This window comes from Streptomyces sp. NPDC001914, assembly GCF_042891215.1.
Lineage (GTDB): Bacteria > Actinomycetota > Actinomycetes > Streptomycetales > Streptomycetaceae > Streptomyces.
The window spans coordinates 1-11245 of sequence record NZ_JBIASW010000022.1 but is presented as its reverse complement, the minus strand read 5'-3'; the positions used below and the strand labels follow the sequence as shown (position 1 = coordinate 11245).

Annotated in this window: 9 protein-coding genes and 1 riboswitch; all 9 genes read right to left on the bottom strand. The window is 70.6% G+C overall.

What is annotated here, in order from left to right; translation table 11 throughout:
• Positions 1-108: 108 nt before the first annotated feature.
• The 9 genes from ACFYYF_RS37380 to ACFYYF_RS37340 all read right to left on the bottom strand — a co-directional run bounded on the left by ACFYYF_RS37380 (position 109) and on the right by ACFYYF_RS37340 (position 11006).
• Positions 109-1398: a class I SAM-dependent methyltransferase gene (locus ACFYYF_RS37380; protein WP_388782972.1), complete on the bottom strand. Its 1290-nt coding sequence runs from the start codon at positions 1396-1398 to the stop codon at positions 109-111.
• Positions 1399-1626: 228 nt separating this feature from the next.
• Entirely contained in the window at positions 1627-3015 is a 1389-nt protein-coding gene (locus tag ACFYYF_RS37375; protein WP_326787331.1) for an NAD(P)/FAD-dependent oxidoreductase, read from the bottom strand.
• 587 nt (positions 3016-3602) lie between these two features.
• The gene (locus ACFYYF_RS37370; protein WP_388782970.1) at positions 3603-4574 is read right to left on the bottom strand and encodes an exopolyphosphatase; all 972 of its coding nucleotides are present in this window, start codon (positions 4572-4574) and stop codon (positions 3603-3605) included.
• Positions 4571-5203: a DUF501 domain-containing protein gene (locus tag ACFYYF_RS37365; RefSeq protein WP_388782968.1), complete on the bottom strand. Its 633-nt coding sequence runs from the start codon at positions 5201-5203 to the stop codon at positions 4571-4573. The genes ACFYYF_RS37370 and ACFYYF_RS37365 overlap by 4 nt, the downstream gene beginning before the upstream one ends.
• Positions 5204-5242: 39 nt before the next feature.
• Complete coding sequence (locus ACFYYF_RS37360) at positions 5243-5719, bottom strand: septum formation initiator family protein (protein WP_361684034.1); 477 nt, start codon at positions 5717-5719, stop codon at positions 5243-5245.
• A gap of 121 nt (positions 5720-5840) precedes the next feature.
• Positions 5841-7127, bottom strand: a complete 1287-nt coding sequence (gene eno, locus ACFYYF_RS37355; RefSeq protein ID WP_361684031.1) for a phosphopyruvate hydratase — start codon at positions 7125-7127, stop codon at positions 5841-5843.
• A gap of 341 nt (positions 7128-7468) precedes the next feature.
• The gene (locus ACFYYF_RS37350; RefSeq protein ID WP_361684028.1) at positions 7469-8164 is read right to left on the bottom strand and encodes a transglycosylase family protein; all 696 of its coding nucleotides are present in this window, start codon (positions 8162-8164) and stop codon (positions 7469-7471) included.
• Between the two features lie 4 nt (positions 8165-8168).
• Positions 8169-8361: riboswitch (cyclic di-AMP (ydaO/yuaA leader) on the bottom strand.
• 183 nt (positions 8362-8544) lie between these two features.
• The gene (locus ACFYYF_RS37345; protein ID WP_388782964.1) at positions 8545-9417 is read right to left on the bottom strand and encodes a transglycosylase family protein; all 873 of its coding nucleotides are present in this window, start codon (positions 9415-9417) and stop codon (positions 8545-8547) included.
• Positions 9418-9734: 317 nt separating this feature from the next.
• Positions 9735-11006 carry a cytochrome P450 gene (locus tag ACFYYF_RS37340; protein ID WP_388782961.1) on the bottom strand — a complete coding sequence of 424 codons (1272 nt, stop codon included), beginning with the start codon at positions 11004-11006 and terminating at the stop codon, positions 9735-9737.
• Positions 11007-11245 lie beyond the last annotated feature (239 nt).

The window sequence follows — 11245 nt, the reverse complement described above, 5'->3', positions numbered from 1 at the left end:
CGGGGGAGGGGGTCACGTTCCGGACGGAACGTGACCCCCTCCCCCGCGCCGTGCCGCCGCACGGCACGGCGTCTCCGGGCCGCCGCCCGGAGCGCGCATCCCGGCGCGTCAGTTCCAGGTTCTCGCCCGCAGCGGCATCCCGGACGCGCCGGACGCCCGGGGAGTCTTCACCGCCAGGACCTGGTTGACGCCGATCTCGTTGCGCTCGAAGGCGACCGCGCTCGCCGCCATGTACAGCCGCCAGACGCGGGCCCGCCCGGCCCCGGTGAGCCGGACGGCCCGGGACCATCCCGCCTCCAGGTTGGCGACCCAGCGGCGCAGGGTGAGCGCGTAGTGCTCGCGCAGGGCCTCGACGTCACGCACCTCGAAGCCGGCCCGTTCGAGCTGCGCCACGGTCGTCCCGACGGGAGCGAGTTCGCCGTCCGGGAACACGTAGGCGTCGATGAACGCGTCGACGGCGTACGACGACTCGTCGCGCTGCGGACGCCGGCCGATCTGGTGGTTGAGCAGCCGCCCGCCGGGGGCGAGGAGACGGCCGAGCACCTCGGCGTACTCCAGGTAGCGCTCGGCGCCGACGTGCTCGGCCATGCCGATCGAGGAGATCGCGTCGTAGGGCCCGTCGGTGACGTCCCGGTAGTCCTGCACCCTGATCTCCACACGGTCGGTCAGACCCTCGTCCGCGACCCGTTTACGGGCGTACGCGGCCTGTTCCTGCGACAGCGTCACCCCGACCACCCGCACGCCGTGTTCCCGGGCGGCGTGCACGGCCATCGAGCCCCATCCGCAGCCGACGTCGAGGAGCCGCTGACCGGGCTTCAGCGCCAGCTTCCGACAGACGAGTTCGAGCTTGTCGCGCTGCGCCTCCTCCAGGGTGCCGCCCTCCTTCCAGTAGGCGCACGAGTAGACCATCGACGGGCCGAGGACGATCTCGTAGAAGCCGTTGCCGACGTCGTAGTGGTGGCTGATGGCGCTCCGGTCGGTTCGCCGGGTGTGCAGATGGCGGTGGCGGCGCATCTCCTCGCGGGGCGGGGCGGGCGGCAGCGGCAGTCCGCCCATCCTCACCAGCCCGCGGACCGCGGCGCGCACCTCGGGGTCGCGCAGCGCCGCCCCCAGCCCGCGCGCGTCCTCGCCGCGCTCCCAGACGAGCCCGGACAGCAGGTCCAAGGCGGTGTACAGGTCGCCCTCGATGCCGAGGTCGCCGGAGACCCAGGCCCGGGCCAGCCCCAACTCGCCCGGCTTCCACAGCAGTCGGCGCAGCGCCCGCCGGTTGCGGACGACGAGTGCCGGCGCCGCGGGCGGACCCGCCTCGGAACCGTCCCAGGCACGGACGCGCAAGGGAAGCGGGGCTCCCAGCAACTGTTCGACCAGACCTTTGAGCCGCGGTGCGGCGTCCTGCATGGCGTACACCTCCGAGACAGCACTCCCGAACGCTCCGACACCCCGTAAACATCTACCCCCTGGGCGCGCAGTCCCCCTTCCACGACACAGATTCGCAAAATGTGTGTACGCACCATGCTTTGAGGGGTGCCCCGTGCGCGCCGGGCCGCGCGGGAGCGGGAACGCCGAAGGGGCCGCCCGCACCACGGATGGCGGGCGGCCCCTTCGGGGCGTTCGGTGACCGGAGGGTCAGGAGGCCTTGGCCTTCTCCTCGGTCTTGACGGCGGGCGCCGGGGCGGCCGGAGCCGGCTTGGCGGCCTCGTAGAACTCCTCGCGCGGAGTCTCCATGGCGCCCAGGGAGACGACCTCGCGCTTGAGGAACATCGCGAGCGTCCAGTCCGCGAAGACGCGGATCTTGCGGTTCCAGGTCGGCATGGCCAGACCGTGGTAGCCGCGGTGCATGTACCAGGCGAGACGGCCCTTGAGCTTGATCTTCATCTTGCCCATGACGATCATCGCGACGCCCTTGTGCAGGCCCAGACCGGCCACGGCGCCCTTGTTGGCGTGCGCGTACTCCTTCTGCGGGAAGCCCCGCATGCCGGAGATGACGTTGTCGCCGAGGATCTTGGCCTGACGCAGCGCGTGCTGCGCGTTCGGCGGGCACCAGGCGTTCTCGACACCGGCCTTGCGGGCGGCGACGTCCGGCACCTGGGCGTTGTCGCCCGCGGCCCAGATGTAGTCCGTGCCCTGCACCTGGAGGGTGGTCTGGGTGTCCACGTGGCCACGCGGGCCGAGCGGCAGACCGAAGCGGGAGAGAACGGGGTTCGGCTTGACGCCGGCCGTCCAGACGATCGTGTTGGAGTCGACCTCGAGGCCGTTCTTCAGCACGACGTGGCCGTCGACGCAGGAGTCCATGGAGGTGGAGAGGTAGATCTCCACGCCGCGACTCTCCAGGTGCTCCTTGCCGTACTGGCCGAGCTTGGGGCCGACCTCTGGAAGGATCTTGTCCGCGGCGTCGACGAGGATGAAGCGCATGTCCTCGCGGGACACGCTGCTGTAGTACTTGGCCGCGTCGCGGGCCATGTCCTCGACTTCACCGATGGTCTCGGCGCCGGCGAAGCCGCCACCCACGAAGACGAAGGTCAGCGCCTTGCGGCGGACGTCCTCGTCCGTGGTGGAGTCGGCCTTGTCGAGCTGCTCGAGAACGTGGTTGCGCAGGCCGATGGCCTCCTCGATGCCCTTCATGCCGATGCCCTGCTCGGCGAGACCGGGGATCGGGAAGGTGCGGGAGACCGCGCCCATCGCGATGACGAGGTAGTCGAAAGGCAGCTCGTACGCCTCGCCCACGAGGGGGGCGACCGTGGCGACCTTGCGGTCCTGGTCGATGGTGGTGACCCGGCCGGTGAGGACCTCCGCCTTGGGAAGTACACGCCGCAGCGGGACGACGACGTGCCGCGGGGAGATGCTGCCGGCGGCTGCTTCGGGGAGGAAGGGCTGGTAGGTCATGTACGACCGGGGGTCGACGACCGTGACGGTCGCCTCTCCGTAGCGCATCTGCTTGAGGATGCGCCGAGCTGCGTACAGGCCTACGTACCCACCGCCTACTACGAGGATCCTGGGACGCTCCGTGGTGCTCATGCCATCGAGTATCCACCTGCTTCAGGGGGGTCGCTCGTGCGCCCCTTCACAAGCTCGGACAGGCCCTCTGCTACACTCCGCGGCCCCCGCGACGGAGGCCATGTCGGCGGGGGTGGACCGCCGTACGGTTCGTACCGTTGTCAACACCGTGTGAGCTGCGGCCCGACCCGTTCGGCCGAGCGGACCACACGTGTGTTTCATCGCGCCGAAACGCGGCCGCAACGCTTCACCGATCATGCTGCCGGACCGGTCCGGGCCTCCGGAAGGGCCCAAGTGGCCCCTTCGTCGCCCAGCAGGACCTTTTTCCTTGTGAAGAACTTCACGAAGTTTCTCGGCGGAGCCTCGCCGAAGGGTCTCCAGGACCCCTTCCGGCATGCTCATACGCTATCCGACCCGCTCAGCCGAGGCTACTGATCAGTAGCAAAGGAGACCGGTGCCACGCCGTGCGGCACGGCCCCGCACGGCCTCCCGGAGCCCTCTCCGGCCGCGCCGGGGACCGCGGACGGCCCCGGCCCCGGAAGGGGAGCAGGGGCCGCCTCACACCCGTTCCCGACGCCTCACGGGACGCGGGCCGCGCCCTGCCGGCGTCAGTCGCCCTGCCGGGCGGCTTCGGCCTCCTCCGCCACCTTGAAGGCGATGCCGTCGAGGATGTCGTGCTCGCTGACCACGACCTCCCCGGCCCCGGTGCGCTCCATGATCGAGAGCAGGACGAGAGCCCCGGCCCCGATCACGTCGACCCGGCCGGGGTGCATCGAGGGGACGGCCGCGCGCTCGGCGTGGGTGGAGCGCAGCAGCCACTCGGTGATCTCGCGGACGCGCTCGACGGAGACGCGGGAGTGGTGGATCCGCTCGGAGTCGTACTCGGCGAGGTCCAGCGCGATCGCCGCGATGGTGGTGACCGAGCCGGCCAGACCCACCAGGGTGCGCGCCTCACGCAGCGGGACCGTCTCCTCGGCGAGGTCGAGGGCGGCCTCGATGTCGGCACGCATGGCCGCGACCTGCTCGGCCGTGGGCGGGTCGGTGACCACGCCGTCGCGCACGAGGTGACGTTCCGTCATCCGTACGCAGCCGATGTCCACGGAGCGTGCCGCGCGCACCTCGTCGGCGCCGACGACGAACTCCGTCGAGCCGCCGCCGATGTCCACGACGAGGTAGGGCGTGGCGAGGTCGTCGCGCCCGGAGAGCTCCCTGGTCGCGCCGGTGAAGGAGAACTCGGCCTCCTGGTCCCCGGTGACGACCTCCGGCTCGACGCCGAGGATGTCCAGCACCCCGCGCACGAACTCGTCCCGGTTCTCGGCGTCCCGGGAGGCGGAGGTGGCGACGAAGCGCACCCGCTCGGCGCCGTGCTCCTCGATGGTGCGCGCGTAGTCGCGGCAGGCGGCGAAGGTCCGCTCCAGCGCCTCGGGGGCGAGCCGGCCGGTGCGGTCGACGCCCTGGCCCAGCCGGACGATGGTCATCCGCCGGTCCAGGTCGGTGAGTTCGCCCGTCCGCGGGTGCGCGTCGGCCACCAGGAGCCGGATGGAGTTCGTACCGCAGTCGACGGCGGCGACGCGGGTCACCGGCCGTCCTCGGCGGAACCCGGGGCCTCGGCGGAACCGGCGGACTCCGCGGAACCGGCGGCGCCGGTGGGCTCCGCGGGATCCCCGGCCTTCGTTCCCTCGCAGGCCGCCTGGCCGGTGAGGGTGACGCAGGCGCCCTTGCGCCACCACTCGGGCAGCATGGCGATGGCCTCGTCGCCGAGCGGGTTGACGCCGGGACCGGCGGCCAGCGAGTGCGCCACCAGGACGTGCAGGCACTTCACCCGGTCCGGCATGCCGCCCGCGCTCGGGAAGCCCTCCAGGACCTCGATCGCGTCACGGCGCGCGATGTAGTCCTCGTGGGCGGCGCGGTAGGCCGCGGCCAGCTCGGGGTCGGTGGCGAGCCGTTCGGTCATCTCCTTCATGACCCCGTTGGCCTCCAGCGTCCCGATCGCGGACGCGGCCCGCGGGCACGTCAGGTAGTACGTGGTCGGGAACGGCGTGCCGTCGGGGAGGCGGGGCGCCGTCTCCACCACGTCCGGCTGGCCGCAGGGGCAGCGGTGCACGATCGCGCGCAGCCCGCGCGGCGGCCGGCCGAGCTGCTGCTTGAAGGCCTCGACGTCGGTGTCGGTGGGCTCGGTGCGCGGGGTGGTGGGCGGTGGCGTTTCCATGCCGTGAGTCACGTGTCTTTCTGGTCAGTTCATGGGTCGTCAGCGGTCGGCGGCGTCGGATTTGTCCACGCCGTCCCAGACATTGGTGTACCAGGGGCGGTCCGCGGTGCCGCGTTCGGCACGGGACTGCTTCGCGGCGTCCGGGTCGATCACGATGTAGCCGGTCTCGCCCGGCATCACATAGTGCAGCCGCTGCCGGATCTGCTGCTTCGCGTACGCGTCGTCCTGCCAGCGCGCCTTGAGGTCGCGCAGCTGCTCCACCCGCTGCCGGGCCTGCTCCCGCTGCCGCTCCAGATCGCCGATCTGGGCGCGCTGGGAGACGTACTGCCGCATCGGGTACGCGAGGGCGACGATCAGGGAGCACAGGACCATGGCGAGCAGCGCGGCCCGGCCGGTGAGCCGGGAGCGGCGGGCCTGCCGTTTGGTCTGGGAGCGGTAGACCCTGGCCGCCGTCTGCTCGCCGAGCAGCTTCAGCCGGGTCGAGGTGGAGAACCGGTCCCGGTCCTTCACGGCCATGAGTCCCGCCTCCCCAGTACCGGCCCGCCGTGTGCGGGCCCCTCACGTGCGTACGTCCCCGCACACGGTACGGGACCGGGTACGGGGACGTACGGAGGACGCTTCCTGGGACGCGCTGGGCTCAGCCCTTGAAGCGCGGGAAGGCGCTGCGGCCGGCGTACACCGCGGCGTCGTCGAGGATCTCCTCGATGCGCAGGAGCTGGTTGTACTTGGCGACGCGGTCCGAGCGGGCCGGGGCGCCGGTCTTGATCTGACCGCAGTTCACGGCGACCGCGAGGTCGGCGATGGTGACGTCCTCGGTCTCTCCGGAGCGGTGGGACATCATGCACTTGAAGCCGTTGCGCTGGGCCAGCTCGACGGCGTCCAGGGTCTCGGTCAGCGAACCGATCTGGTTGACCTTGACGAGCAGGGCGTTGGCCGAGCCCTCCTCGATGCCGCGGGCGAGGCGCTCCGGGTTGGTGACGAAGAGGTCGTCGCCGACGATCTGGACCTTGTCGCCCAGCTGGTCGGTGATGATCTTCCAGCCGGCCCAGTCGTCCTCGAACAGCGGATCCTCGATGGAGACGAGCGGGTACGCCGCGACGAGCTCGGCGTAGTACTCGGTCATCTCGGCGGCGGAGCGCTCCTTGCCCTCGAAGGTGTAGACGCCGTCCTTGTAGAACTCGGAGGCGGCGACGTCGAGGGCGAGGGCGATCTGCTCGCCGGGGGTGTAACCGGCCTCCTTGATGGCCTCGAGGATGAGGTCGAGGGCGGCGCGGTTGGACTCGAGGTTCGGGGCGAAGCCGCCCTCGTCGCCGAGGCCGGTGGACAGGCCCTTGGTCTTCAGCACCTTCTTGAGGGTGTGGTAGACCTCGGCGCCCCAGCGCAGGGCCTCGGAGAAGGACTCCGCGCCGATCGGGGCGATCATGAACTCCTGGATGTCCACGTTGGAGTCGGCGTGCGAGCCGCCGTTCAGGATGTTCATCATCGGAACGGGCAGCAGGTGCGCGTTCGGTCCGCCCAGGTAGCGGAAGAGCGGCAGGTCGGACGCCTCGGAGGCGGCGTGCGCGACGGCGAGCGAGACGCCGAGGATGGCGTTGGCGCCGAGCGAGCCCTTGTTGTCGGTGGCGTCCAGGTCGAACATCGCCTGGTCGATCAGGCGCTGCTCGGTGGCGTCGTAGCCGACGAGCTCCGGGCCGATCTGCTCGATGACGGCGAGGACGGCCTTCTCGACACCCTTGCCCTGGTAGCGGTTGGGGTCACCGTCGCGAAGCTCGATGGCCTCGAACGCTCCGGTGGAGGCGCCGGACGGAACGGCGGCACGACCCGTGCTGCCGTCGTCGAGGCCGACCTCGACCTCGACCGTGGGGTTGCCTCGGGAGTCCAGGATTTCCCGGGCTACGACGACGTCGATGGACGGCACGAGCATCTCCTTATGGGATGTGACGCGGGTACGCGGAGCTTGGCAGCCCCGCGGGATGAGCCTAACCGGCTCAGGGGGATCGGCCAGCGATCGACCACCCCTTGAGCGGACCGAGCCTACATATTGTTCCTGAACGGAACAAAAAAAGAAATAAAAAACCCCGCTCCGGCGCGTGCGGGGGAACACGCGCCGGAGCGGGGAGCCCGTGGGGACGGGAACCTCGGCGGGTCTCCGGTGCGTGCGGAGACCCCCACGAGGGGGCTGTTGCCTGCCGGGTGTCGCGGCGGTGCCGGAATCACGGCCGCCCTCCGCCGAAAGCGGCCGGGTCAGCCGGCGTGCCGCACCGCTCAGTGCAGGTGGAGCTGCTGGCCCGGGTAGATGAAGTCGGCGTCGGCGACGATGTCCTTGTTCAGCTTGAACAGCTTCTGCCAGCCGCCCTTGACGTGCTTCTTCTCGGCGATCGAGCTGAGGGTGTCACCCTTGACGACCTTGTACTCGCCGTCACCCTTCTTGACCTTCTTGCCGGTCGGGGTGGTGACGGTCTTCTGCGCGGCGGGGCGCTCCGCGGAACGGGAGGCGGGCTGCTCCGTCGTACGGGTGGCCGGGGCGCTCTGCGAGGCGTCGGACGAGGAGGACGACGGGGCCGCCGGGGCCGAGCCGCCGCCGTAGGGGGTGCTCGACAGGCCGGTGCCGCAGGTCGGCCAGGCGCCCTTGCCCTGAGCGGCGAGGACCTTCTCGCCGATGGTGATCTGCTGGGCCTTCGAGGCCTGGTCGGCCGTCGAGGCGTAGGCGGTGCCGCCGTACGCGGCCCAGGTGGAGGACGAGAACTGCAGGCCGCCGTAGTAGCCGTTGCCGGTGTTGATCGACCAGTTGCCGCCGGACTCGCACTGGGCGACGGCGTCCCACTCGGAGGCGGTGGCCGCGGAGGCGTTGCCGGCCGCCATCAGCGGGGCGGCGATGGCGACGCCGGTGACACCGGCGAGCGTGGCGACACGGGTGGCCTTGTTCGGGCGGCGGTGCTTGCCCTTGCTGGAGAACAGCATGGAGAGATCCCCTCACCGACGCCTGCGAGGTGAGCTGTCGGGTTCGGGCCGAATGAGTTGCCCGGCCGCATGCCTTCGTCCTGTCTCCAGGACGTCCGGCACGCGGCTTCACCCCGAGCCGTTCCCGGATGTCTCTCGACTCCCGGGCCCGGCACTTACCTTGGGTCCCCCGCTCCTGCCTACGGCGCATGACGCGACGACTGTTCCCGTACGGCCGTTGGCAGGATTCGGCGTTGCGACCGTCGGGGCCCGCTGTGGCGAGCGGTCACGACCGTAAGCAGTCGATTGGCGGAATTTCAAAGACGATCAGGGCTTCTGAGACCCATCTCTCACTTGCGCCAAATGGGACATTCCACAGCGAACCGTGACGTGAACTCCCGCTACTTCTGCACCGTTTCGGCCGTGTCCACGATGCTTCGACCAGGGATGACGAGGCCGGGACCGCTGCTGTCCGCCCCCGTGTCCACCTTGGGCAGATCGCCCCATCCGCTTTCGAGACCAAGGGCGTCGGAAACGCTCCAGAGGTTGTCGATGGCGTCCGCGACGTACGCGGGGTCGGCGGTCTCGGTCGCGGGGCTCGCGGCGTGCCGCCCGGTGGAGGCGTCGGCGCCGGCGTCGGCCGCGCTCTCCGCCGCGTCCCCGCCGCGGTGCCGCCCGGTGCCGCCGGTCGACGCGTCGGACGGGGCCGAAGAGGCGTCCTTCTTGCCCGACTTGGCCGACTTGTCGCTCTTGTCGGCCGCCGCGTCCGAGCCGTCGGAGCTCTGCGAGGCGCTGGGCGTCGCGGTGTCGCCGCCCGCGTCCGAGGAGTCGCCCGAACCGGACGAATCACCCGAAGGGGAGGAGCTGGGCGAAGTGGCGAGACCGGACGAAATGTACGAATCGGAATCGTCGCCGGTGCTCGACGAGTCGCCGGCCACACCCGTGTCGACGCCGATCCCGGCGGAGCCCTTGCTGAGGCCCGAGAGCGGTCCGCAGGTCGGCCAGGCCTTGAGGCCAGAGTCGGCGAGCACCTTCTCGGCGACGGCTATCTGCTGCGAGCGGCTGGCCTGGTCGGCCGTCGGGGCGTAGTCGAGGCCGCCGTGCGCCTCCCAGTTGTCCTGGTCGAGCTGGAGGCCGCCGTAGTAGCCGTTGCCGTCGCTGGAGCTCCAAGCGCCACCGCTCTCGCACTGCGCCACCCGGTCCCAGGTGGTTCCGTCGGCCGCGCTCGCGCTCGCCGCGGCGAGCAACGGGATGGCGATCGCCGATCCGGTCACCCCTGCGGCGACGATGAGAGCCGGGGCCTGACGAGGGCGACGGTGACGGCCGTTCCCGGAGAGCATGCGAGAGCCTTTCGAGCGACAGCGGGGAGCATCGCGACTCCTGCTGAACGAGTGGCGCAGGTGCCGCGTTGTTGATGGGTGAAGGTAGTCGCACTCGAACGCTGGTTACAAGTCGATGCAGTACTGATCACGTGAAGATCACGGATTTGACGGAGCGTCATGTTCCGGTAGCCGTAAGGGCTCTCCTTCCGGTATGCGGAAGAGCCTCTTCGGCATGGTCGGCGAAGGGTCACCGATGCACCGATCGCGTCCTATTTGACCGGGGTGAACTCCACAGGAAGCGTACGCAATCCACGCATAATGAGGCCTCCGCGCCAGCGCAAATCGGCCGATTCTCCGGCGAGTTGGATGTCGGGAAGACGGCTGAGGAGCGTCCCGAGCGCGGTCTGTCCCTCCAGCCGGGCGAGCGGCGCACCCAGGCAGTAGTGGATGCCGTGGCCGTAACCCAAGTGCTGAAGGTCACGTCGTGAGAGGTCGAGCGTGTCCGGCTGTTCGAAGCGTTCCGGGTCGCGGTCCGCGGCGGCGAGGACCACGAGCACGGGGTCGCCGGCCGCGATGTCCTGACCGCCGATCCGCACGTCCTCGGTCGCGAACCGCCACGTGGCCAGTTCCACGGGCCCGTCGAAGCGCAGGAGTTCCTCTACGCCCGTCTCGAGCAGTCCGCTCTCCCCCGCCTCGATGGACGCCTGCAGCCGTGCTCGCTGCCCGGGATGGGTGAGCAGGGCGTGCATCCCGTTCCCGATGAGGTTGACCGTGGTCTCGAAACCGGCGAAGAGCAGGATGAAGGCCATGGCGGCGGCCTCGTTCTCGGTCAGGTGCTCGCCGTGGTCGGAGGCGCGGATGAGCCCGGAGATGAGGTCCTCGCCCGGCTCGGGCTCGGCGGTCAGCGCCTCGCGCTTGCGGTGGATGAGTTCGGCGAGGTATCCGCGCATCTTCTTCACGGACCGGGCGACCCCGCCCCTCGGCCCGCCCCCGTGCCGGATCATCATGCCCGCCCAGTCGCGGAAGTCGTCCTGGTCCTCGCGCGGTACGCCGAGCAGGTCGCAGATGGCGTAGATGGGGAGCGGGAAGGCGAACTCGTGGATGAGGTCAGCGGATCCCCTGGCCGCGAACCCGTCGATGAGCTGATCCGTCAGTTCCTGCACCCGGGGCGCGAATTCGGCCACGCGCCGGGGTGTGAACGCCTTGCTGACCAGCTTCCGCAGCCGGGTGTGGTCCGGCGGGTCGATGTTCAGCAGATGCGTCATCAGGTCCGCCTTGCGCTCCCCGGGGATCCCGGTCCGGCCCTTCGCGTGCGCGGGCTCGTCGTGGTGCGCGGGGTTCTTGGACAGCCGCTGGTCGGCGAGTGTCTGCCGGGCGTCGGCGTACCGCGTGACGAGCCAGGCCTCCACCCCGCTGGGCAGCCGCGTGCGGTGCACGGGCGAGTTCTCCCTGAGCCAGGCGTACGCCGGGTAGGGGTCGGTGGCGAACTCCCAGGTGAAGAGTTCGGGGGCGGCGCTGTCGGAGGCTTCGTGCTCGGTCACTCCCCGACGGTATCCGCAGAGGCACACGGCCCCCTGCCCGCCCTGTGGCGCGACCGTGCGGTGTCACGGGGTCCGGCTCCGGGTTCGGTCCGGTGGGTGGGTCGGGGCCGTCACCGGTGGGCGTCGCGGGTTCCGCCGGTGGGTGGGTCGGGGCCGTGCCGGTGCATCAGGCCGTCGCTGTCGGGCGGAGAAGTGACCGTTAGTGGCGACGGCCATCGATGTACCGGCACGTCCCCTCC